This is a genomic window from Pseudomonas sp. DW-iso17 (assembly GCF_058725345.1).
On the sequence record NZ_JBZXEA010000032.1, the window covers coordinates 416,906 to 439,508 of the forward strand.

Consider the following 22,603-nt stretch of genomic DNA (forward strand, 5'->3'; position numbering starts at 1 on the left):
GAACCTCCTTAACTGTCAAGTCGACTCCAGGCTGCCGAGCTGCGCTGGGCATTGTGGAGGTTGGCCGACTCGGCTAGATAACGACCTGCGTAACGGCGTGGCATAGTCGAGGTCTCAGACCAACCGCAGACTCGCCGCAGTTCGTCCGTGGCCCGCTCGAGGTCATGCCCACGCTTTTCGACCAGGTAAGCCAAAAAGTGGTCTGCAAAGGTGTGGCGAAAGTCATGCGCAGAAAGTGTAGGCAACAATCCTGGATGAGCCAGCTCAATGGTCAGAAACAGCCGATCAAGAACGTTAGACAACGCGCGGATCGACAGCGGGCGGCCACGATCCGAGATGAACAAATAGCGATACAGCAATTTCATCGGTTTACCGTCACGCAGAGGGCGCCGGTCGCGCTGGATATAGCGCTCGTAGACCTCATACAACTGTGCGGAGATGCCTACGGTCCGCCCATGTGTTTTGAGCGCAGGCTCTTCAACGCGCGGGTCGCGGGGATCATGTTCGCGATCATTGATGCTGACATAGGCGTGCTGAGAACCTTTATTGATATCCGTGGTGTAGAGCTTCAGAAGCTCTCCGCGACGGATGCCGGTCTCCAAGAGCAATTCAATCATTAGCCAGTTACGCAGTTGCAAACGTTCCGGGAACGGATTCGCCGCAGCGCCAGGGCGAATCAGTGTGCGAACGATCTGTAGTTGCGTATCTGTCAGGCTGCGGTAACGAGTGCGATCGGGACGAGCATTGATGATATGGCTCTCAAAGCGCCGCTCAATGACGTCGGCAACATCGGCAAATACCACGTTGATGTCAGCCTGTGTGGCTGAACTCTGACGGGCGCGCGGGATGTAACGGGTGACGCACCAAGACAGGTATTTCTTCAGCAGGCGCAGGTACTGGTCACGTGTTCGTGAACTGATCTGCTGAAAAAGTACAGTGCCAGCTTTGCCGATTCGGGCGATCAGATTATCGGCATGACGGCCACTTTGGAGCCAAATAGCGTAACCGTCCAGCAAAGCCAGAATCGCCTCAAAGTGGCAGGCCAAGATGGCCTCATCGATATCCAGATCTCGGCTTTTGGCATAGGCGTAGAAAGCCTGGATCGCGCGCAGGTGCGCCGCAGCCGTGTTGTAAGCCCGGTGCCTGAGTTTGAGTTGGACGTAGATGAACGGAATGAGTATGGGCAACGGCGTCGCATCACCAGCTTGTACAAGCAGCGGTAGTCGTTGACCTGAAGAGAACCTGCACTGAATCAGTTTCATCGACAGCTACCTCATTCAAGGACTCGCCATGAACACGAAACACATGGCCCGTTGAGAGAGTAGACGTCAAATACGAATTGGTCGAATCAGTGACTTACGTGGCTTATGAACATTTCTAACATGGCCTGTCGTTTAACATAATATACATTATGCGAACCGTCCTATACGGAGCTGGGGGGCTCTGGAGGCTATATTTCACCTGGTGATCAGCGCTCAGGTGTTGCTACTAGCAACACAGGTTCAGAACGATGAATCCTGGGCTTGGCCATCTGCCTCGATACGAATCTTGGCGCGTGCAACAACGGCCATAGCCTCGGCAATGAAAGCCGCATCACCGGTGTCGTGTGCATCAGCCAAAAATACAGCTACGGCCTCTGAATCAACCAGCGAGTCTGCTGGGTCATAATCATAAATTGCCTCTGTCATCTGACCACCTGGAGAAAATAATAAACCCGAAACCTAAGGCTAAAAATACGCTGGAAAGTAAAATGCCAGGATGCAGCTGATGGCACTGGCGATTTGATCATACCGCTGACTGACGATCTCCTGTCGGCCATCAAGTTGGCCTGCGGCGACACACTCGATCTGGAAGTAAAACCTAACGGCACGATAATCCTGACGGCAGTTCGTGCGTAGGATCAATTCAGCCATCCACACGCTTGATGGTTGCAGCCCATAAACGACGTGACTTGTTACCGACTACACGTGATTTCACTGGGTGCTAATTTCTAATCCTTGAGAGATAGCGTTCAAATTTGGAAGATAACGAGCAAGGATGAGCTACCCCGAGTTCATCTGCTGAGCTACCCTCCTCCTTTTTAATAGCGTTTGTACATAACTAAACTAAATGACTATTTAGTTGAGTTATAAGCTGTTACCCCAGATCAAAGCCTAAACCGATCCACCGACTGCGAAAGCTTCCCCGCCAAACTCGACAATTCATCCGTCGTCGACGCCGTCTCGCCAATCACCCGACTGTTACTTTCCGACATCCCCGCAATTCTCTCCACCTGATGAGCGATCTCATTACTGGCCAGGCTCTGCTCACTAATCGTGCGTGAAATATCGTTGACCAATTCAGTGGTACTCAGCGTAGCCTGGAGGATCTCGCGAATGGCGCGCTCCACCTCGGCAGTCACCGCCATGCCCTTGTCCACTTGGGCAACGCCCTCCTCCATGCTGATCACCGCTTCACGGGTGTTCTGCTGGATACTCCCGACCATGCTGGCTATTTCCTGGGTGGAGGCGCTGGTGCGTCCGGCCAGGCTGCGCACTTCGTCGGCCACGACCGCAAAGCCGCGCCCTTGTTCACCGGCGCGAGCGGCTTCGATGGCGGCGTTCAGGGCCAGCAGGTTGGTCTGGTCGGCAATCCCCTTGATCACCTGGATAATGCTGTAGATCGCCTCGGACTCCTTGTCCAGCGTGCGGATCACTTGGGCTGACTGTTGGGCAGAACGGGCGATGCCATCCATGTCGCTGACCACCTGGTGGATAACCCGGCCGCCGTCCTTGGCCAGGGTTTCAGCCTGGCTGGCCATGTCCAGGGCACGTTGGGCGTGACGGGTGATTTCTTCGATGCTGGCGGTCATTTCGCTCGCGGCGGCGGCCATGGTGCTGGCGGCGACGCTTTGTTGCTGGCTGCTGCCTGCCACTTCATGGCAACCCTGGCTGAGGCGCTCGCTCATGCCATTGACGCCGTGGGCGTTGCTGCGAACCACTTCGATCATGCCGCGCAAATCCCGCTGCATCGTCGCCAAGCTGCGAATCAGTGCACTGGCTTCGTCCTGGTTCTTGGGTTCGGCAATCGGCTCGCTCAGGTTGCCATGGGCAATGCTCTGGGCAATACGGCTGGCGGTGCGCAACGGCCCCATGATGCTCAGGGTCACCCAACGTCCTTGTGCCAGCAGCAACAGCAGGCTCGCCCCCAATACAATAATCAAGGTCCAGTTAGCGTTACTGATGGTTTGCCGGGTACCGGTGCTGGTGAGTTGGGTATTGTTTTCGATCAGTTCGCTCAACGCCGCCATTTGTTCTTCCAACTGGCTGAACGCGGCATTGAAGGTCTGCAGTTCGCCTCGTGCGGCCTCGGGATTGTCCAGGGCCAGCGCGACGATGCGCTCGCCGGCACTGATGTAGGTGTCCAGGCTGGGTTTGATTTTTTCCAGGCTGGCCTTGATCGAGGCGTCCAACGGCAGCTTGAGATTGTCCGCCAGCACCTCGCGAAAGTGCTCGGCATGCTCCTTGATCGAGCTGTTGACCTCGGCCGGCGTACTGGTGCTTTTGCCCAGCCCGACCAACATCGCCGACAGTACATCCGCACGCAGGGCGTCGTGCATCATGTCGGCTTCCATGTGGTTGCGCAGTACCGTCATGCTGACGTCGTTGTCCTGTACCGCATCGGCCATCCGCGTATTGCCCAGGTAGCCAGCCAGGCTCATGATCAAAGCGGTGAGCAACCCGGTCGCAATCAACAGCACCAAGCGTAATTTGATCGTCATAGTGGTACCCCGTGCCAGGACCGCCGGTTGGGAACCCAACCGTTTCAATGTCGCTGCTAGCTGTATCGGCAGCTGTTGCTTGTTAGTGAAGCCTAAGTTTGCGGATCTGCGCGGTTCCCTTAAGCTGACCGTCCGTTGCTCTACCTGGATCTGCCAAATGCCTCAACGTATCGCCCGCCTCGCCCTGTTGCTGGGCTTGATCACCGCCGTCGGCCCGTTTGCCATCGACATCTACCTGCCGGCGCTGCCGACCCTGGGCGCCAGCCTCCAGGCCTCGCCGGCGGCCGTGCAGATGAGTTTGACGGTGTTCTTCATGATTATCGGCGTGTGCCAGTTGTTCTACGGCCCCCTCAGCGACGTGTTCGGGCGTAAACCACCGATTTATGCGGGTTTGGTGATCTTTGCCATTGGCAGCGTCGGCTGCGCGCTGGCACCGACCATCGAAGTGTTGATTGGTTTTCGTGCGGTGCAGGCGTTCGGTGCTTGTGCGGGCATGGTGATCCCACGGGCGATTGTCCGTGACCTGTATACCGGCCATGAAGCGGCGCGTCTGATGGCTTTGTTGATGCTGGTGATGAGTGTTTCGCCGATCCTCGCGCCGCTGGCCGGTAGCCTGGTGATTTCGATCTGGAGCTGGCGCGAAGTGTTTGCCGTGTTGGCGGTGGTGGCCGTGCTGTGTCTGGTGATGACCGCCGTACAACTGCCAGAAACCCACCCGGCCGAGCGCCGCCTGGGCAAGACACTGGGCCAGGCGTTCGGCAGTTATGGCGCCCTCCTCCGCGACCCGGTCTTTACGGGTTTGTCGGTGGTGTGCGGGTTTGGCCTGGCCACCTTTTTCGTGTTCATCGGCAGCGCGCCCTTCGTGTACATCGAATTTTTTGGCCTGACACCGACCCAGTTCAGCCTGTGCTTTGCGCTCAACGCGGCTTCGTTTTTTGCCATGAGCCAATTGACCGCCCGCCTCAGCGCCCGCTTTGGCCTGGCGCCGTTGATTCGCTGGTCGGTGGTGGGCGTGGCGGCGGTCATGAGCTTGCTGGCGGCTACTACACTGTGGGGTGACAGCCTGGGCTTGATGATGGGGCTGTTGTTTATCGGTTTTGGCTTTCTTGGCCTGCTATTGCCGGCGGCCGGGGTACTGTCGCTGGAGGATCATGGTGCGGTGGCGGGTTCTGCGTCTGCACTGCTGGGCGCGATCCAGATGGTCACGGCGGCTGTGGCGATGACCTTGGTGGGGATCTTTGCCGACCATACACCGGCGCCGATGTTGATCGGCATTGCGCTGTGTGCGCTTGCCGCGATGCTGACCACCTTGTGGACGTTGCGGCGCTTGCCGGCTCACCTGGTTTCAAGCGTCCCGCCTTCCTCCTGAGCAGAGGAGCAGGCAGATTCAACATTCTGGTTGCCTGTGAGGCCCTCTTCGCAGGCAAGCCAGCTCCCACATTTGAATCGTGGTGTATCCACAAGCCTACAAATCAAATCGATCCACCGCCCGCCGCCGCTCATTGTCGTCACGCACGTCATAGCTGGCGGTGGTCTGGATATTGGTGTGATGCGCCAGTTTCTGCGCAATCGACAAATCATGCTCCTCGATCACCCGCGTGATAAACGAACGACGGAAATCATGGGGCATGATCTTGACCCCCACTTGATCGCCGCGCTGGCGCGCGATGTAGTAAATCGCATGCTTGGTGATGCGTTCCCGGGTGATATGGCTGCCTCGCCGGATACGGTTGAACAAGAAGCTGTCGTCCTGCTCGCCTTCCTTGAGGTGCTCGCGGCGGAACGCCAGCCAGGCCTGCAGCTTGGCAAACGCCCAGTCCGGCGCGTACTTGACCAGCTCTTTGTTGCCCTTGCCGATCACGCGCAAGCTGCGCTCGTCAAAGTTGATCTGTGCCAGGTCCAGGTTCACCGACTCCGACTTGCGCATGCCCGAGCCATATAACAGACCGATCACTGCGGCATCCCGCAGGCCCTGAGGCCGGGGGTCGGCGGCGCAGACGTCGAGCATCTCGCGGATCAAGGTGCGGCGCAGATTGCGGCCCTGGCTCAGGCGCGTGCCGGGTGTGGCCTTGACCGAGCGCATCTTCAACAGGTGGTCCTGGCTGATCAAGCTCATGCGCCACGCTTCATTCATGACCCCGCGCACCGCATTCACATACAGCGACGAAGTGTTCGGCGCTAAGCCGTCCTCGCGCAAGGCAGCCACCAGTGCGATGACGTGTTCGGGCTGCAGCAGGTGCCAGTCAATCTCTTCGAGGTTGAGATCTTCGAAACCCAGGCGGTCGGCGGCATCCTGCAGCACGTAGCGCATGGTCAACTGGCTGGAAGGCGCCAGACGGGTGAGGTAAAGGGTCAGCGGGTTGCGAATGGACTCGGTCAAGGTAGATCAGCCTTTGGATTAAATACATCGACCAACTATTTGATTAGTCGATGTATTTAGTGGGTTGGCGAAGGCCGAGTCTAACCCAGGAGCGGCCCTGGCACAAAATCACGGGGCTGTATCGTCGTCCTCACTGGCTGCCTGGGGTTGGGCCTGGGACTGGCTCCAGTCGGCGTCCTGTTGCTGCATCAGCGCGAACCACTGCTGGCGCATAAAAGCGAGGTAACTGTCCGGCGCCTTGGCAAAGTCCTTCTCGTCGCCATAGCAGCCTGGCAGGGGCAGTTCGGTGCCCTGCTCCTTGTATTGGCTGACCAACGCTTGCTGCGCCACGACGCTGCAGTCAGTGGGCAGTGGCATGCCGCGCAAGGCGCCCGCGTCCTCATCCCACCAACTTGCGCCCACGCGGTCGAGGCCGCGCAGACGATACTTCTCGGACTTTCCGGCATGCATGATCAGCTTGAATTCGTTGGGGCTGACATCACTGGTGCAGGCCCGCGAATAACCGACCGTGGCCTGGGTATTGCCGTCGCCCAGCAGGTCGGTGACCTTGGTGGCAGCCCGGTCAAAGCGCAGCCCGGCGTCGAATTCGCAGTGCTGTACATCGTCGTACAGCATCCACACGCGCTTGGGGCGCTCGCCTCCCAGCACGTATTGCGCCGCGTAGACAAAGGCCGACTGGGTACCATCGTCATCGCGCTCACCGACTTGCTCGGCGAGTACCAGCAGGTTTTTGCCTTGGCGGTCATCCCAGGTATAGGCGGCGACCTGCTTGCCGCGCACTTCCACCCCGTCCGGCACCTGGTCCAGTGGGGTCAGCGCGACGCCCTGATCAGCCCGCACGCTGGTGACACAGGCCACCGTCATCAACAATCCCATCAGCGCTGGCCGCAACTGGCCGCGTAAAAGCTGCACGCTATTCATCCGAGTACCCTGGCAAGAGAGGGCTTACTTTACCGGCACTTGAGCGCCAATGCAGAGAAGATTGTTGAAGGGCAAACATTGGGCTGATCGCCTCGCTCAGATTGAACCAAGCGTCTTGCACGAAGCTCCGATATCGCCCTGTGAGGCTTACATGTAACGCCTTGATTACTTAGCTGAACCCTAGCTGTCTGCCTGTCAAATAAACGAGTTTTTCATCCGCCTTTCATATTCGTTGCACATTTTTGCGCTTAACCTTGTAGGCAACACTTGAGAGCAATCCGTGGATTATCGACTAACCTATTGAAAACGCATCATCTTTAGCCCCGTTTTATATCCTGCGGGCTGTAGTTTTGCCCAATGAACGCTGCTGTTTTCACGCTTGAAGTCGCTTTAGCCCGAGGTCATGAATCTTTGAAACCCTACCCTATTCATTGCGTGTCGATCGTTATCCCGGTCTACAACGAACAAGAAAGCCTGCCTGAGTTGCTGCGCCGCACCACGGCAGCCTGCAAGCAATTGGCTTACGAATACGAAATCATCCTGGTGGATGACGGTAGCCGCGACAATTCGGCCCAACTGCTCGAAGACGCCGCCGCCGAAGACGGCAGCAATGTGGTGGCGGTAATCCTTAACCGCAACTACGGCCAGCACGCGGCGATCATGGCCGGCTTTGAACAGTGCCGTGGCGAAGTGGTGATCACCCTTGACGCCGACCTGCAGAACCCGCCGGAAGAAATCCCGCGCCTGGTCGAGCAAGCCGCCCTGGGCTACGACGTGGTCGCCACCGTGCGTAATAACCGCCAGGACTCGGCCTTCCGCCGCTGGCCCTCGCGCTTGATCAACCTTGCCGTGCAGCGCTCTACCGGCGTGGCCATGACCGACTACGGCTGCATGTTGCGCGCCTACCGCCGCACCATCGTCGACGCCATGCTCGCCTGCCGTGAGCGCAGCACGTTCATCCCGATCCTGGCCAACGGCTTTGCCCGCCACACCACGGAAATCCTGGTGCACCACGCCGAACGTGAGCACGGCGAATCCAAATACAGCGCCATGCGCCTGATCAGCCTGATGTTCGACCTGCTGACCTGCATGACCACCACGCCCTTGCGCCTGCTGTCCATCGTCGGTTTCAGCCTGGCGGCACTGGGCGTGCTGTTTGCCTTTGCCCTGATCGTCATGCGCCTGGCCTTCGGTGCCGACTGGGCCGGTGATGGCCTGTTCGTGCTGTTTGCGGTGTTGTTCGTGTTCACCGGTGGCCAGTTCATCGGCATGGGCCTTTTGGGCGAATACCTGGGCCGCATGTACAGCGATGTCCGCGCCCGCCCACGCTTCTTTATTGAAAAAGTGCTGCGCAACCAACCGGCAGCACCGGCTCCAGTCGTCGTGGTCGACGGCCTGGTGTCTTCCCATACGTCTACTTCTTCTTCGGATCAGGTCCAGTCATGAGTTCAAAAGCTGTTGTATTCGCCTACCACGATATTGGTTGCGCAGGCATTGAAGCGCTGCTCAGCGCCGGTTACGACATTGCCGCCGTATTCACCCATGCCGATGACCCCAAGGAAAACAACTTCTACGGTTCCGTCGCCCAACTCTGCGCCCGCAATGGCATCCCGGTGCATGCACCGGAAGACGCCAACCACCCGCTGTGGATCGAACGCATCGCCAAGCTGAACCCGGAGTACATCTTCTCGTTCTACTACCGCAACCTGCTGAGCGAGCCGCTGTTGGCCACCGCCCGCAAAGGCGCGTTCAACCTGCACGGCTCCTTGCTGCCTAAATACCGTGGCCGCGCCCCGGCCAACTGGGTGCTGGTCAACGGCGAAACCGAAACCGGCGTGACCCTGCATCGCATGGTCAAGCGTGCCGATGCCGGCGCGATCCTGGCCCAGCAGAAAGTCACCATCGAGCGCAGCGATACCGGCCTGAGCCTGCACGCCAAGCTGCGCGATGCGGCGACTGCCCTGCTGCGTGATGCCCTGCCACAGCTGGCCCAGGGCAAGCTGAGCGAAACCGCCCAGGACGAGAGCAAAGCCACCTACTTCGGTCGTCGCACCGCCGCCGATGGCAAGCTGGACTGGAAAAAGCCCGCCGAGCAACTGTTCAACCTGGTACGTGCAGTGACCCAGCCGTACCCGGGCGCCTTCTGCGCCGTGGGCGAGCACAAGTTGATCGTGTGGCAAGCCGACGTGGTCAAGGGCAACGAAGGTCTGGCGCCTGGCCGTGTAATCAGCGTCAACCCCCTGCGCATTGCCTGCGGTGAAGATTCCCTGGTGGTCAAGTTCGGCCAGCGCAACGAAAACGGCCTGTACCTGGCCGGCCCGTCCCTGGCCGATGAGTTGGGCCTGGTAGACGGTTCCGTGCTGCGCGGCGCCGAGTCGGGCCGCAAGCCGCGCCGTACCCGTGTGCTGATCCTGGGCGTGAACGGTTTTATCGGTAACCACCTGTCCGAGCGCCTGCTGCGTGACGACCGCTACGAAGTCTATGGCCTGGACATCGGCTCAGACGCCATCGAGCGCCTGCGCAGCCACCCCAACTTCCATTACGTGGAAGGCGACATCAGCATCCACACCGAATGGATCGAGTACCACATCAAGAAATGCGACGTGGTGCTGCCGCTGGTGGCCATCGCCACGCCGATCGAATACACCCGTAACCCGCTGCGCGTATTCGAACTGGACTTCGAAGAAAACCTCAAGCTGGTGCGCTACTGCGTCAAGTACAACAAGCGCGTGATTTTCCCGTCGACCTCCGAAGTCTATGGCATGTGCCAAGACCAGTATTTCGACGAAGACACCTCCAACCTGGTAGTGGGCCCGGTCAACAAGCAACGCTGGATCTACTCCGTCTCCAAGCAACTGCTGGACCGCGTGATCTGGGCCTACGGCGACAAGGGCCTGAAGTTCACCCTGTTCCGGCCATTCAACTGGATGGGCCCGCGCCTGGACCGCCTGGACTCGGCGCGTATCGGCAGCTCCCGCGCCATTACCCAGCTGATCCTGAACCTGGTGGAAGGCACGCCGATCCGTCTGTTCGACGGCGGTGAGCAGAAGCGTTGCTTCACCGACATTGCCGACGGCATCGAAGCCCTGGCGCGCATCATTGATAACGACAATGGCGTCTGCGACGGGCAGATCATCAACATCGGCAACCCCGAAAACGAAGCCAGCATTCGCCAGTTGGGCGAAGAACTGCTGCGTCAGTTCGAGGCTCACCCACTGCGCCACAACTTCCCGCCGTTCGCCGGTTTCCGCGACGTCGAGAGCAAGGCGTTCTACGGCACAGGCTACCAGGACGTGGCGCACCGCAAGCCGAGCATCGACAACGCCAAGCGCCTGCTGAACTGGGAGCCGAGCGTAGAGATGAGCGAAACCATCGGCAACACGCTCGATTTCTTCTTGCGTGAAGCCATGCTTGAAATTGCGGATAAAAAGTAATGCAGGCAGGTCTTCGCATCGACGTCGACACCTACCGCGGCACCCGTGAAGGTGTGCCGCGGTTGCTCGACTCCCTGGCCGAAGCCGGGGTCAAGGCGACGTTCTTCTTCAGTGTCGGGCCGGACAACATGGGGCGTCACTTGTGGCGCCTGATCCGCCCGCAGTTCCTGTGGAAGATGCTGCGCTCCAACGCGGCCGGCCTGTATGGCTGGGACATCTTGTTGGCCGGCACTGCCTGGCCAGGCAAGCCGATTGGCCGAGACCTGGGGCATTTGATGCGCCAGGCCAAGGCGGCCGGGCATGAAGTCGGCCTGCACGCCTGGGACCACCATGGCTGGCAGGCCAACACCGGGCGTTGGAGCGAGGCACAACTGGTCGAGCAGATTCGACGCGGCGTAGACACCTTGAGCGACATCCTCGGCGAGCGCATCGACTGTTCAGCGGCCGCCGGCTGGCGTGCCGATGAGCGTGTGGTGCAAGCCAAGCAAGGCTTCAACTTTCGCTACAACAGCGATTGCCGGGGCTCCAGTCTGTTTCGACCAACCCTGGCCGATGGCAGCGCGGGCACCCCACAAATTCCGGTAGACCTGCCGACCTTCGACGAAGTCGTCGGGCCGGTGGTGGCTGCCAACGATTTCAACCGCTTCATTCTTGATCGGTTCAACGCGTCAAAGCTGAACGTCTACACGATCCACGCGGAAGTAGAAGGGATTCTGATGGCCAATGATTTTCGCCAGTTGCTCGCCCAGGCCGGGCAGCGCGGCATCGAGTTCAAACCCTTGGGCGAGCTGTTGCCCGCGGATGTGTCCACCCTGCCCCAGCAACAGCTGGTGCGCGGCGCCTTGAGCGGCCGCGAGGGTTGGCTGGGAGTGCAGCAGGCATGATCCGCCGCTGGGCTTTGCCCCTGCTCCTGCTGGCATTCGCCGTGTTCTACCTGCTGCCGTTGGCCACCCATGGCCTGTGGATTCCCGATGAGACCCGCTATGCGCAAATCAGCCAGGAGATGCTGCTGACCGGCAAGTGGGCCGCGCCGCACTTCATGGGCATTCGCTACTTCGAAAAGCCCGCCGCAGGCTATTGGATGATCGCGCTGGGCCAGGCGATCTTCGGGCAGAACCTGTTCGGCGTGCGGTTTGCCTCGGCGTTGAGCACCGGTTTGGGCATTTTGCTGGTGTACCTGGTCTCTCGTCGGTTGTGGAATGATCCGCAAAAAAGCCTGGTCAGCACGTTGCTCTACATGAGCTTCGTCAGCGTGGCCGCGCTGGGCGGCTATGCCAACCTGGACCCGCAGTTCACCTTCTGGGTCAACCTGACGGGCGTGGCCTTGTGGTTCTGTTTCGACAGCACCACGCGGCGCGCGCGCTTGTGGTCCTGGGCCTTGCTAGGCCTGGCGTGCGGCATGGGCTTCATGACCAAGGGCTTCCTGGCCTGGTTGCTGCCGGTGCTGGTCGCCCTGCCCTACGCCGTCTGGCAAAAACGTTTTGTCGAGTTGTGCAAATTTGGCCCTGTTGCCGTAGTGGTGGCGATTGCTGTCAGCGTGCCGTGGGCGTTGGCTGTGCACCTGCAAGAGCCGGACTACTGGCATTTCTTTTTCTGGCACGAGCACATCCAACGCTTTGCCGGTGAAGACGCCCAGCACGCCGAACCCTTCTGGTATTACCTGCCGCTGCTGGTAGGGTTCGCACTGCCGTGGGTCGCGCTGTTGCCGTCCGCGCTCAAGCAGGCCTGGCTGCAGCGGCGCGTGCCGAAAACCGCGTTCCTGCTACTGTGGCTGTTGATGCCCCTGGCCTTTTTCAGCCTGGCCAAAGGCAAGCTGCCCTCCTACATCATGCCGTGCATGCTCCCCCTGGCCTTGCTGATGGGCTCGGCCCTGAGCGACAAACTGGCTCAAGGCCGCGGCCGTGTGCTGCGCATCAATGGCTGGTTGAACCTGGTGATGGGTGTGCTGGTGTTGCTGGCCCTCAGCTGGTTCCAGTTGAAGAAGCCGGTCTACGAACCGGGTGAGGAAACCGTCAGCCTGGTGCTGGTGTTCATCTTTTTGTTCGGCTGGATCGTGGTCAATCTGCTGCAAGCGGCACGCCCCTTGGCATTGTGGGCCGCGCCGCTGATCGGCAGTGGATTGCTGGTGCTGCTGGTGCCTGCGGCGTTGCCCCATTCGGTGGTTTACAACAAGACCCCGGATCAGTTCATCATTGATCACATCGACGAGTTGCAGCCCAGCGTTGCCCTGCTGAGCAACGACCTGGGCGCCGCGTCGGCGCTGTCCTGGCGCCTCAAACGCCCGGATATCACGCTGTACAACACCTCGGGTGAGGTCAAGTACGGCCTGGCTTACGAGGACACGGCCCCGCGTCTGGTCGACCGTAACCGCATCCAGACGTGGATGGCCGAAACCCGTCGTACCGGTGCGGTGGGCGTGGTGATGCGCGTCAATAGCACCGGCGAAAAGGAAGAACTCGCGCTGCTGCCCACTGACGGCAAGCGTTATGCGCAAGGCAAGATCGTGATCCTGATTTTCCCGCAGGTCGCGCCATGATCACCCTGCTGCTACTGCTCACGGCCTGCCTGCTCACCTGCATGGGCCAGGTCTCGCAAAAATTCGCCGTGGAGAGCTGGCGCGGCGTGCCGGACGGCTGGGCACCGAAACTGCGCTCGCCGTGGTTGTGGTCGGCGCTGGTGTGCCTAGGCCTGGGCTTGCTGGTGTGGCTGCTGGTGTTGCAGCGCCTGGAAGTCGGCATTGCCTACCCCATGCTCAGCCTGAATTTTGTGCTGGTCACGCTGATGGCGCGCTTTGTGTTTCACGAACCCATTGATGCCCGTCATTGGCTGGGTGTGGGGCTGGTGATTGCCGGCGTGGTCTTGCTGGGGCGCCAGGTATGAGCCGCATGCGGGGTTTCGCCCTGGCCCTGGGCAGTGTCGGCCTGGTGAGTGGCGCCCAATTGGGCATGCGCTGGAGCATGACGCGCCTGCCGCTGCCCACCCAATGGCTGGCTGCCTTCACGGACAACAGCATCGACCTCGGCGCCCTGGGCGTGGTGATCCTGGCGATCATCGCCTATGCGCTGTCGATGCTGTGCTGGCTCGGCGCACTGAAGCACTTACCCCTGGGCCGCGCCTATTCGCTGCTCAGCATCAGTTACGCGCTGGTGTATTTGCTGGCCGCCAGCCTACCGGTGTTCAACGAAGATTTTTCGCTTTCAAAAACCCTGGGGGTGGCCTTGGTCATCCTCGGCGTACTGGTTATCAACTCTCGTCGTGCTAGCACCTCAAGTCCCAGGAATACCCCATGAAAATCAGTGTATTTGGTAGTGGTTACGTTGGTCTGGTTCAGGCCACGGTATTAGCCGAAGTCGGTCACGATGTCATTTGCATGGACGTTGACAAGCACAAAGTCGAGTCGCTGCAGAAGGGGCATGTGACCATCTTCGAGCCGGGCCTGGCAGCCATGGTCAAGGACAACCTGGAAAGCGGACGCCTGCGCTTTACCCACGACGAAAAACTCGCCGTCGAGCACGGTGAAGTCTTGTTTATTGCTGTGGGCACGCCGTCGGATGAAGACGGTTCGGCCGACTTGAAATACGTGCTGTCGGTGGGTGATGCAGTTGCCCGCCATCGCGTGGCGCCGGTGATCCTGGTGGAGAAATCCACCGTACCGGTAGGCACCGGCGACACGTTGCGTGACCACATCCTCAATAACCTGCGTGCCGCCGGCCGTGAGCTGCAGTTCGATATCGTCTCCAACCCGGAATTCCTCAAGGAAGGCTCCGCCGTTGCCGACTGCCGCCGCCCGGACCGGATCATCATCGGCTGCGAGCGTGAAGAGGTGCGCGACGTGATGCGCGACCTGTACGCACCGTTCAACCGCAACCACGACCGCATCATCTTCATGGACCTGCGCAGCGCAGAACTGACCAAGTACGCCGCCAACTGCATGCTGGCCACCAAGATCAGCTTCATCAACCAGATCGCCGAGTTGGCTGAACACCTGGGTGCCGACATTGAGTCGGTGCGCCTGGGCATCGGTGCCGACTCACGCATCGGCTACCACTTTATCTACCCCGGCTGCGGTTATGGCGGCTCGTGCTTCCCCAAAGACATGCGCGCCCTGATCCACAGCGCCAAGCAGGCCAACTGCTCCAGCGACCTGCTCGAAGCCGTGGAAGCCATCAACCAGCGCCAGAAGAGCAAGTTGTTCGAGCGCATCAACGCGTTCTTCCAGGGCAACCTCAAGGGCAAGACGTTTGCCCTGTGGGGCCTGGCCTTCAAGCCCAACACCGATGACATGCGTGATGCCCCCAGCCGCGTGCTGATGGAAGCGCTGTGGGCTGCCGGCGCCAATGTGCGCGCCTTTGACCCTGAAGCCATGCAGGAAACCCAACGCATCTACGGCGATGACCCGCGCCTGATGCTGATGGGCACCCCGGAATCCACCTTGGGCGGCGCCGATGCGTTGATCGTGTGCACCGAATGGCAGCAATTCAAGGCGCCGGACTTTGACCTGATTCACCAGCGCCTGAAAACCCCGGTGATCTTCGACGGCCGTAACCTGTACGACGGCGAGCGCCTGGCGCGCAAAGGCTTCAAATACTTCCCCATCGGCCGCGGCGATTCCTGCGAGTTGCCGATCCCCCAGCAAAACTGGGTGGAACAGGTCAAGGACGCTTGCTAGGTGAACAACGCCTTACCGTCCGCGCAGCGCGCAACGATCCGCCACCAGTCGCTGGGGCTTGGGCTCTTGGCGCTGGTGCTGTTTATCGTCGGCAACTGGCACCAGGCGATCATCGGCTTTGATTCGCGCTTTGTGCTGTTTGCCCAGGAAATGCTGCGTCACGGGCCGAGTTTCTTTCCCACCACCTATGGTCAGCCGTATGCCGATTACCTGGCGACGTCGACCCTGTTGACGTGGCTGCTGTCGGTGCCCTTGGGCCAGGTCACCAGCCTGACGGCGTGGCTGCCCACTGCGGTCGCGTCGGCGCTGATTGTGGTGCTGGTCTATCGCCTCACTGCACCCTACTCGCCACGTTGGGGCCTGCTGAGTATTGCGATGCTGCTGCTCAGCAGTACGTTCATCAGCGAAACCCGTGCAGTCTCCCTCGACCAGATGCTCGCCGCCGTGGCGTTGGCGGTGTTCTACCTGGGCTACGCCCATGATCATTTCGCCGCAGCCAAGCGCCTGCATTGGGTGTTTTTGCTGGTGCTGCTGGGGTTTGCCATTCGCGGCCCGATCGGCCTGGTGATCCCTACGGGCGTGTTGTGCAGCTACTACCTGATCAACCGCCAGTGGCGCCAACTGTTCAGCTTCGGCCTGCTGGCACTGGCGCTGCTGGCGGCGTGCGTCGGCCTGTTGCTGCTGCTGGCCAAGCTCAGCGGCGGCGAAGATTTTATGCATGACGTGATTCGCATGCAGTTCCTGGGGCGCATGGATGGCAGCGAAGGCTCCGGCGGCGTGCTGTATTACTTCACCAGCTCCCTGGGCAACTACGCCCTGGCCTATCCAATCGCGTTGTTGGTGCTGCTGGCGGTGCTGATGGGCGGTCGACGTGCGCCGGACCCGGCATTGAAGCTGGTGCTCTACTGCGCGGCAGCCGGTGTGTTGGTGATGCTGGGGCTGTCGGTGCCCCAAGCCAAGAAAGCGCGCTATATCCTGCCGATGTTGCCGATGGCCGCGATCATTGCCGCGTATCCCTTCGCGGTCACACAAGGGCGACTGTTTGCGTGGCTGCGCGCCTTGATGCTGGGCATCTGGACGCTGTTGCCAACGCTGTTGGCCATTGGCTTGGTGGTGGCGCGGCGGCGCTACCCGGAACCGCTGGCCGACCTTGAGCTGATCTTCGTCGTGCTTGGCTTGCTACAGGTGCTGGCCCTGCTGGCATTGTTCCGCTCGCGGCTGCGCACCTACGGTCCCGCCTTGGCCGCCGTGCTCTCACTCTGGGCCACCTACATCATGGTGGTTGAACCCCTGGAACGTCAGGTGTACGACACCCGCACCTTCAGCCTCGCCGTCAAGGCGCAGGTTCAACAGCAACCGGCGCCGCTGGTGTTGCACGCACTGGGCAAAGACGCGAAAGCCATCAAATTCATGGTCAACTTCGATTGCGACAAGGTTCCGCTGTTTACCCAATTGCCTGCCGAATTGAAACCGGTCCAGGCGCCGGCATGGTTGGTCATGAGCCAGGCTGATTTCCAGGCGCTGGACGATCCGCGCCTGCGTTCAATCACGCCAACGCTTACCGCAGCGTTCGACAAAACCCCCTATGTGTTGCTGCATTTGGCAAAAGCCTCGACGCCTTGAGTGCTTTTCCGGCTGCACTGTAAGAAGAACGCCCACTCCCTCCACGAGTGGGCGACTTTCATCATAGGTACCAAGAAAACACCTACATTTGTTTGCGTAATGGCTGGTGCACTTTCCCTTCCGGTGCTCGGAGCCCAACTGTAGACTCGCTGCCACGTGCACTTACTATCTACCACCCGATCGTCAGGACTGCCCTGAAACGCTTGGGTCAGGGCACTTCACAACAAGGACGTTGTAGGCTGCCCGCGCGCGATGGCTTACTTCATTGAGAGGACAATGCCGTGCGAGAAGACCTGTTAACCGTACCCTTACCCAGGCTGGATCGTTTGATGGCATTGCGTGACGCACTGGTGGCGTTAAAGGGGCCGTTGGCCGACGACCCCAGGCTGCGCGAAGACTTGCAAGCGCGCCTGTTCAACGAAGAAACCCATAGTCGCGTGCTGGGCAAGATCAACCCCGCTGCATCCGCGTCCACCGGGCAGATAACCTATGGCGAAGCCGGTTAACTGCATTTATTTTGCATTCAATGTTCATTAATATGCAGTGGCGCCACCAGATCAAGCGCGGCACACTGCGCAGGTTCCTTCCCCCAATGTTGGAACCTTCAAAGGGCTGTTCCGGGAAACCAGGCAGGCCTTTTTTTTCGCCCGCTGTTTATGGACCGTCTTTCAATGCTCGCTCGCTGGTTACCCGCTGCAATCAACACCCGTCCCGCCGAATGGAGCCGTGCAGCCATCGGCATGGCCCTGGGCACGCTGTTCAGTGTCTGGGCCTGTGCCCAGGTGTTCGGCATGGAGGTGGCCCTGCACCTGCTCGGCCCTCTTGGCGCATCGGCCGTATTGCTGTTTGCCGTGTCGTCGGGGGCGCTGGCCCAACCCTGGTCGATAATCGGCAGTTACCTGTGTGCAGGCGTCGTCGCGTTGCTGGTCGCCCGCGTCCTGGGGCGCACCTTGGGCAGCGCCTGCCTGGCGGCAGGCATGACGGTGATCCTCATCTGCTGGCTGCGCTGCCTGCACCCGCCGGCCGGCGGCCTGGCCATGACCCTGGTGCTGGCCGATCCGGCATCGGTCGGCCTCGGCTGGTACGAGCTTGCGCCGGTGATGCTAGGGGCCGGCGCCCTGCTCGCCTGCGCGCTGGCCTATAACAATGCCACGCGCACGCGTTATCCCAAGGGGCTTGCCGAGCCTGCCCCGGTTATCCTGGGCACTGCCACCGCCGTGAGCGAGCCGAGCATCACGGCAGCCGACCTCAAGCTAGCGTTGGCCGAGATGGAGCAGTTCTACGATGTCGAACCGACAGAGCTTGAACAACTGATCCACGCCGCCGAGGGCCATGCCCGGCGTCGCAGTATCGGTGAGGTTCTGGCCAGCCGGGTGGTTTGAGCGACACTGCATAAATGCAACAACGACCTGCATGATTCCAAGTTGTACGAGGCAAATTTGCACTGGTACGATCACGAGAGAGTTCGCCCGCGAACGTCTTGATAAAGAACAATAAAAGCAGGGAGTTAGAGATGACTGCTCAGGTTTCATCCCAAGCAAGCCACGCCGAGATCCAGCAGGATGCAGTTCTGGCACAGGTGCGTAACCATATCGGCCACCTCACCCTCAACCGCCCCGCAGGCCTTAACGCCATCACCCTGAACATGGTCCGCCAATTGGCCGCGCACTTGCAGGTCTGGGCCGACGACCCTGAGGTCTATGCCATCGTCCTGCGCGGCGCCGGTGAGAAGGCCTTTTGCGCCGGTGGCGACATCCGTTCGCTGTACGACAGCTTCAAGCAAGGCGACACCCTGCACCAGGATTTCTTCGTCGAGGAATATGCCCTCGACCTTGCCATCCACCATTACCGTAAACCCGTACTGGCATTGATGGACGGCTTCGTACTCGGCGGTGGCATGGGCCTGGTGCAAGGCGCGGACCTGCGGGTGGTCACCGAACGCAGCCGCCTGGCGATGCCGGAAGTGGCCATCGGGTACTTCCCGGATGTGGGCGGCAGTTATTTCCTCTCGCGTATTCCTGGCGAACTGGGCACCTACCTTGGGGTGACCGGCGTGCAAATCCGCGCGGCGGATGCCTTGTATTGCGGGCTGGCGGACTGGTACATCGACAGCGCCAAGCTGGTTGAACTGGATCAGAAGCTCGACCGTCTGCAATGGAGCGAGTCTCCCCTCAAGGACTTGCAAGGCGCACTTGCCAGGCTGGCCGTGCAGCAATTGCCCGACGCCCCGCTGGCGGCCTTGCGCCCGGCCATTGACCACTTTTTCGGGTTGCCGGACGTGCCCAGCATCGTCGAGCAACTGCAACAAGTCACCGTGGCCGATAGCCATGACTGGGCGCTGACCACCGCCAACCTCATGCAGACCCGCTCGCCCCTGGCCATGGCCGTGACCCTGGAGATGCTGCGCCGTGGCCGCCACCTGCCACTGGAACACTGCTTTGCCCTCGAACTGCACCTGGACCGCCAATGGTTCGAGCGCGGCGACCTGATCGAAGGGGTTCGCGCCCTGATCATCGACAAGGACAAGACGCCGAAGTGGAACCCGCCCACCCTCCATGCGCTGGATGCCAGCCATGTGGAGAGCTTCTTCCGCGACTTCGCGCAGATTGAGAAATAAGCCATGCAAGATCTTGAATACACTGAAGAACAAGTGATGATCCGCGACATGGCGCGGGATTTTGCCCGTGGCGAAATCGCCCCCTACGCCCAAGCCTGGGAAAAAGCCGGCTGGATCGACGACGCCCTGGTGGCGAAGATGGGGGAGCTGGGCCTGCTGGGCATGGTGGTCCCGGAAGAATGGGGTGGCACCTATGTCGATTACGTGGCCTACGCCCTGGCCGTGGAAGAAATATCCGCCGGTGACGGCGCCACTGGCGCCTTGATGAGCATCCATAATTCAGTCGGTTGCGGGCCGATCCTCAACTACGGCACCACCGAACAGAAACACACCTGGCTGGCCGAACTCGCCAGCGGCCAGGCCATCGGTTGCTTCTGCCTGACCGAGCCCCAGGCCGGCTCCGAAGCCCATAACCTGCGCACACGCGCCGAACTGCGTGATGGCCAATGGGTCATCAATGGCGCCAAACAGTTCGTCAGCAACGGCAAGCGCGCCAAATTGGCCATCGTGTTCGCCGTGACCGACCCGGAACTGGGCAAGAAAGGCATTTCGGCGTTCCTGGTGCCGACCGACACCCCAGGTTTCGTGGTCGACCGCACCGAGCACAAGATGGGCATTCGTGCGTCAGACACCTGCGCCGTCACCCTCAACCAATGCAAGGTTCCCGAAGCCAATCTGTTGGGTGAGCGCGGCAAGGGGCTGGCCATCGCCCTCTCCAATCTGGAAGGCGGCCGCATTGGTATCGCCGCCCAGGCCCTGGGCATCGCCCGCGCCGCGTTTGAAGCCGCGCTGGCCTACGCCCGTGAGCGGGTGCAGTTCGACAAGGCAATCATCGAACACCAGAGCGTGGCCAACCTGCTGGCCGACATGCAAACCCAGCTCAACGCTGCGCGCCTGCTGATCCTCCACGCCGCGCGCCTGCGCACCGCCGGCAAACCCTGCTTGTCCGAAGCCTCCCAGGCCAAGCTGTTCGCCTCGGAAATGGCCGAGCGGGTCTGCTCCAAGGCAATGCAGATTCATGGAGGGTATGGGTATCTGGAGGATTACCCGGTGGAGCGTTACTACCGGGACGCACGGATCACGCAGATTTACGAAGGCACCAGCGAGATTCAGCGGATGGTGATTGCCAGGGAGTTGAAAAACTACCAGCTCTGATGGGCATGACCCAAAGCCCCGTGGGAGCTGGCTTGCCTGCGATGCAGACACCTCGGTACATCATAAACCGAGGCGATGCCATCGCAGGCATGCCAGCTCCCACCTTTGCTTTGCGGCGTTTGGCAGGGGTTACTTATCCTTGAATTCCGGCGCCCGCTTGGCCACAAACGCGGCCATGCCTTCTTTCTGGTCCTGGGTCGCGAACGCCGCATGGAACACCCGGCGCTCAAAGCGCACGCCTTCGGACAGGCTGACTTCAAACGCACGGTTCACGCTTTCCTTGACCATCATGCTGATCGGTACGGATTTACCGGCGATCAGGGCGGCCACTTTCAGCGCTTCTTCCAGCAATTCATCGGCGGGCACGATGCGCGCCACGATCCCGCAGCGCTCGGCCTCTACCGCGTCGATAAAACGCCCGGTCAAGCACATCTCCATGGCCTTGGCCTTGCCCACTGCGCGGGTCAGGCGCTGGGTGCCGCCCATGCCTGGCAGCACGCCCAGGTTGATTTCCGGCTGGCCGAACTTGGCGGTGTCGCCGGCAAGGATAAAGTCACACATCAGGGCCAGTTCGCAGCCACCGCCCAGGGCGAAGCCATTCACGGCGGCGATGATCGGCTTGCGGCGGTTGGCCACGCGGTCGCTGTCGCTGAACAAGTCGTCCATGTAGATCTGCGGGTAGGTCAGCTCGGCCATTTCCTTGATGTCGGCACCGGCCGCGAAGGCTTTTTTCGAGCCAGTCAGCACGATGCAGCCAATTTCAGGGTTGGCTTCCAGGCTGTCCAGCGCCTGGTTCAGCTCACTGACCAGTTGTGCATTCAAAGCGTTCAGGGCGTTGGGGCGGTTAAGCGTGATCAGCCCCACACGGCCCTGGACGTCAAGCAGGATGGTTTCGTAACTCATGTATCGGCTCCTTAAAGATTGCGTGAGATGACCATGCGTTGAATATCGCTGGTGCCTTCGTAAATCTGGCAGACCCGCACATCGCGGTAGATCCGCTCCAGGGGGAAGTCGTTCAGGTAACCGTAACCGCCCAGGGTTTGCAAGGCGGCCGAGCAGACTTTCTCGGCCATTTCGGACGCAAACAGCTTGGCCATGGACGCTTCCACCAGCGCCGGCTTGCCACTGTCACGCAGGGCGGCGGCGTAATGCACCATCTGCCGGGCGACGGCGATCTGGGTGGCCATGTCGGCCAGGCGAAAGGCCACGGCCTGGTGTTCGACCAACGGCTTGCCAAAGCTTTCACGCTCACGGGCATAGTCGCGGGCCGCTTCGAAGGCGGCACGGGCCATGCCCACCGACTGGGAGGCGATGCCCACGCGGCCACCTTCCAGGTTGGCCAAGGCGATTTTGTAGCCCTCGCCCTCCTCGCCCAGACGGTTGGCCACCGGTACTTTCACGTCTTCAAACAGGATCTGGCAAGTGTCCGAGGCATGCTGCCCCAGCTTGTCTTCCACCCGTGCCACGGTATAACCGGGCGAATCGGTGGGCACGATAAACGCGCTGATCCCACGCTTGCCTGCGGCGGGGTCGGTGACCGCAAACACAATCACGATCCCGGCGTTTTGCCCGGAGGTGATGAACTGTTTGCAGCCGTTGAGTACATAGTGGTCGCCTTCAAGGCGCGCCCGGGTTTTCAGGCTGCTGGCATCGGAGCCTGCCTGGGGTTCGGTCAGCGCGAAGGCACCGAGCATGGCGCCACTGGCCAGGGGCGTGAGGAACTGCTCTTTCTGCTGGTCATTGCCAAACTTGAGGATCGGCACACAACCCACCGAGTTGTGCACGCTCATGATCGTGGAGCAGGCACCGTCGCCGGCGGCGATTTCTTCCAGGGCCATGGCGTAGGCCAGGTAGCCAGTGTCGCAACCGCCCCACTGTTCCGGGACCAGCATGCCGAAAAAGCCCAGTTCGGCCATTTGCGCAATGGCCTCCTTGGGAAAACGATGCTCGCGGTCCCACTCGGCGGCGAAGGGTTTCAAACGTTCCTGGGCAAATTGCCGGGCGGCGTCGCTGATCTGCAGTTGTTCGTCATTGGGCAACATAG

General features: G+C 60.5%; 20 protein-coding genes and 1 pseudogene. 13 read left to right on the forward strand and 8 right to left on the reverse strand.

Annotated features, from left to right (window positions below; all coding sequences use genetic code 11):
• Positions 1–8: 8 nt before the first annotated feature.
• From AC4PS6_RS20000 to AC4PS6_RS20015, 4 genes and pseudogenes are all read right to left on the reverse strand, one after another.
• A complete protein-coding gene (locus tag AC4PS6_RS20000) occupies positions 9–1,262 on the reverse strand; it encodes a tyrosine-type recombinase/integrase (RefSeq protein WP_133633728.1) in 1,254 nt (417 codons plus the stop codon).
• Between the two features lie 240 nt (positions 1,263–1,502).
• Complete coding sequence (locus AC4PS6_RS20005) at positions 1,503–1,688, reverse strand: helix-turn-helix domain-containing protein (protein ID WP_019817047.1); 186 nt, start codon at positions 1,686–1,688, stop codon at positions 1,503–1,505.
• A gap of 458 nt (positions 1,689–2,146) precedes the next feature.
• Entirely contained in the window at positions 2,147–3,010 is an 864-nt protein-coding gene (locus tag AC4PS6_RS20010; RefSeq protein WP_370694803.1) for a methyl-accepting chemotaxis protein, read from the reverse strand.
• A pseudogene (locus tag AC4PS6_RS20015) lies at positions 3,005–3,760 on the reverse strand (MCP four helix bundle domain-containing protein); the annotation flags it as partial. The gene AC4PS6_RS20010 and the pseudogene AC4PS6_RS20015, both read right to left, overlap by 6 nt.
• Positions 3,761–3,917: 157 nt before the next feature.
• Here AC4PS6_RS20015 and AC4PS6_RS20020 point away from each other — a divergent pair.
• On the forward strand, positions 3,918–5,129 hold the full coding sequence (locus AC4PS6_RS20020; RefSeq protein ID WP_014718460.1) for a multidrug effflux MFS transporter: 1,212 nt from the start codon (positions 3,918–3,920) through the stop codon (positions 5,127–5,129).
• 96 nt (positions 5,130–5,225) lie between these two features.
• Here the strand turns inward: AC4PS6_RS20020 and AC4PS6_RS20025 are convergent, their stop codons facing one another.
• The gene (locus AC4PS6_RS20025) at positions 5,226–6,140 is read right to left on the reverse strand and encodes a site-specific integrase (protein ID WP_014718461.1); all 915 of its coding nucleotides are present in this window, start codon (positions 6,138–6,140) and stop codon (positions 5,226–5,228) included.
• 108 nt (positions 6,141–6,248) lie between these two features.
• A complete protein-coding gene (locus tag AC4PS6_RS20030; protein ID WP_032902545.1) occupies positions 6,249–7,061 on the reverse strand; it encodes a M949_RS01915 family surface polysaccharide biosynthesis protein in 813 nt (270 codons plus the stop codon).
• A 411-nt stretch (positions 7,062–7,472) separates the two neighbouring features.
• Here AC4PS6_RS20030 and arnC point away from each other — a divergent pair, with 411 nt between their 5' ends.
• The 12 genes from arnC (at position 7,473) to AC4PS6_RS20090 (ending at position 20,559) form a co-directional block, all read left to right on the forward strand.
• Positions 7,473–8,507: an undecaprenyl-phosphate 4-deoxy-4-formamido-L-arabinose transferase gene (arnC, locus tag AC4PS6_RS20035; protein WP_003191219.1), complete on the forward strand. Its 1,035-nt coding sequence runs from the start codon at positions 7,473–7,475 to the stop codon at positions 8,505–8,507.
• Positions 8,504–10,495, forward strand: a complete 1,992-nt coding sequence (gene arnA, locus AC4PS6_RS20040; protein ID WP_014718463.1) for a bifunctional UDP-4-amino-4-deoxy-L-arabinose formyltransferase/UDP-glucuronic acid oxidase ArnA — start codon at positions 8,504–8,506, stop codon at positions 10,493–10,495. The genes arnC and arnA overlap by 4 nt, the downstream gene beginning before the upstream one ends.
• Complete coding sequence (gene arnD / locus AC4PS6_RS20045; protein ID WP_336826593.1) at positions 10,495–11,379, forward strand: 4-deoxy-4-formamido-L-arabinose-phosphoundecaprenol deformylase; 885 nt, start codon at positions 10,495–10,497, stop codon at positions 11,377–11,379. Before arnA ends, arnD begins: the two co-directional genes overlap by 1 nt.
• Positions 11,376–13,031, forward strand: a complete 1,656-nt coding sequence (arnT, locus tag AC4PS6_RS20050) for a lipid IV(A) 4-amino-4-deoxy-L-arabinosyltransferase (protein WP_336826595.1) — start codon at positions 11,376–11,378, stop codon at positions 13,029–13,031. Before arnD ends, arnT begins: the two co-directional genes overlap by 4 nt.
• Positions 13,028–13,375, forward strand: coding sequence for a 4-amino-4-deoxy-L-arabinose-phosphoundecaprenol flippase subunit ArnE (arnE, locus tag AC4PS6_RS20055; RefSeq protein ID WP_014718466.1), 348 nt, complete (start codon positions 13,028–13,030; stop codon positions 13,373–13,375). The genes arnT and arnE overlap by 4 nt, the downstream gene beginning before the upstream one ends.
• Positions 13,372–13,785 (forward strand): 4-amino-4-deoxy-L-arabinose-phosphoundecaprenol flippase subunit ArnF, encoded by a 414-nt coding sequence (gene arnF, locus AC4PS6_RS20060; protein ID WP_014718467.1) that lies wholly within the window; start codon positions 13,372–13,374, stop codon positions 13,783–13,785. Before arnE ends, arnF begins: the two co-directional genes overlap by 4 nt.
• Complete coding sequence (locus AC4PS6_RS20065; RefSeq protein WP_014718468.1) at positions 13,782–15,164, forward strand: UDP-glucose dehydrogenase family protein; 1,383 nt, start codon at positions 13,782–13,784, stop codon at positions 15,162–15,164. Before arnF ends, AC4PS6_RS20065 begins: the two co-directional genes overlap by 4 nt.
• Positions 15,165–16,787 (forward strand): ArnT family glycosyltransferase, encoded by a 1,623-nt coding sequence (locus tag AC4PS6_RS20070; RefSeq protein ID WP_032903059.1) that lies wholly within the window; start codon positions 15,165–15,167, stop codon positions 16,785–16,787. It begins immediately after the preceding gene.
• A 317-nt stretch (positions 16,788–17,104) separates the two neighbouring features.
• A complete protein-coding gene (locus AC4PS6_RS20075; RefSeq protein ID WP_256200704.1) occupies positions 17,105–17,293 on the forward strand; it encodes a type VI secretion system contractile sheath small subunit in 189 nt (62 codons plus the stop codon).
• A gap of 165 nt (positions 17,294–17,458) precedes the next feature.
• Positions 17,459–18,169: an HPP family protein gene (locus AC4PS6_RS20080; protein WP_019817055.1), complete on the forward strand. Its 711-nt coding sequence runs from the start codon at positions 17,459–17,461 to the stop codon at positions 18,167–18,169.
• A gap of 131 nt (positions 18,170–18,300) precedes the next feature.
• The gene (locus AC4PS6_RS20085; RefSeq protein WP_060767292.1) at positions 18,301–19,404 is read left to right on the forward strand and encodes an enoyl-CoA hydratase/isomerase family protein; all 1,104 of its coding nucleotides are present in this window, start codon (positions 18,301–18,303) and stop codon (positions 19,402–19,404) included.
• Positions 19,405–19,407: 3 nt separating this feature from the next.
• Positions 19,408–20,559, forward strand: a complete 1,152-nt coding sequence (locus AC4PS6_RS20090; protein WP_073844709.1) for an acyl-CoA dehydrogenase family protein — start codon at positions 19,408–19,410, stop codon at positions 20,557–20,559.
• 129 nt (positions 20,560–20,688) lie between these two features.
• Here the strand turns inward: AC4PS6_RS20090 and AC4PS6_RS20095 are convergent, their stop codons facing one another.
• Positions 20,689–21,462 (reverse strand): enoyl-CoA hydratase, encoded by a 774-nt coding sequence (locus tag AC4PS6_RS20095; protein ID WP_019817057.1) that lies wholly within the window; start codon positions 21,460–21,462, stop codon positions 20,689–20,691.
• Between the two features lie 11 nt (positions 21,463–21,473).
• A complete protein-coding gene (locus AC4PS6_RS20100) occupies positions 21,474–22,601 on the reverse strand; it encodes an acyl-CoA dehydrogenase (protein WP_019817058.1) in 1,128 nt (375 codons plus the stop codon).
• Positions 22,602–22,603 lie beyond the last annotated feature (2 nt).

Coding starts and splice junctions, on each gene's coding strand:
- arnD (WP_336826593.1), top strand. CDS start 10,495: ATGCAGGCAGGTCTTCGCATCGACGTCGACACCTACCGCGGCACCCGT.
- arnE (WP_014718466.1), top strand. CDS start 13,028: ATGATCACCCTGCTGCTACTGCTCACGGCCTGCCTGCTCACCTGCATG.
- AC4PS6_RS20020 (WP_014718460.1), top strand. CDS start 3,918: ATGCCTCAACGTATCGCCCGCCTCGCCCTGTTGCTGGGCTTGATCACC.
- AC4PS6_RS20065 (WP_014718468.1), top strand. CDS start 13,782: ATGAAAATCAGTGTATTTGGTAGTGGTTACGTTGGTCTGGTTCAGGCC.
- AC4PS6_RS20095 (WP_019817057.1), bottom strand. CDS start 21,462: ATGAGTTACGAAACCATCCTGCTTGACGTCCAGGGCCGTGTGGGGCTG.
- AC4PS6_RS20085 (WP_060767292.1), top strand. CDS start 18,301: ATGACTGCTCAGGTTTCATCCCAAGCAAGCCACGCCGAGATCCAGCAG.
- AC4PS6_RS20010 (WP_370694803.1), bottom strand. CDS start 3,010: ATGCAGCGGGATTTGCGCGGCATGATCGAAGTGGTTCGCAGCAACGCC.
- AC4PS6_RS20030 (WP_032902545.1), bottom strand. CDS start 7,061: ATGAATAGCGTGCAGCTTTTACGCGGCCAGTTGCGGCCAGCGCTGATG.
- arnF (WP_014718467.1), top strand. CDS start 13,372: ATGAGCCGCATGCGGGGTTTCGCCCTGGCCCTGGGCAGTGTCGGCCTG.
- arnT (WP_336826595.1), top strand. CDS start 11,376: ATGATCCGCCGCTGGGCTTTGCCCCTGCTCCTGCTGGCATTCGCCGTG.
- AC4PS6_RS20005 (WP_019817047.1), bottom strand. CDS start 1,688: ATGACAGAGGCAATTTATGATTATGACCCAGCAGACTCGCTGGTTGAT.
- AC4PS6_RS20100 (WP_019817058.1), bottom strand. CDS start 22,601: ATGTTGCCCAATGACGAACAACTGCAGATCAGCGACGCCGCCCGGCAA.
- AC4PS6_RS20080 (WP_019817055.1), top strand. CDS start 17,459: ATGCTCGCTCGCTGGTTACCCGCTGCAATCAACACCCGTCCCGCCGAA.
- AC4PS6_RS20000 (WP_133633728.1), bottom strand. CDS start 1,262: ATGAAACTGATTCAGTGCAGGTTCTCTTCAGGTCAACGACTACCGCTG.
- AC4PS6_RS20090 (WP_073844709.1), top strand. CDS start 19,408: ATGCAAGATCTTGAATACACTGAAGAACAAGTGATGATCCGCGACATG.
- arnA (WP_014718463.1), top strand. CDS start 8,504: ATGAGTTCAAAAGCTGTTGTATTCGCCTACCACGATATTGGTTGCGCA.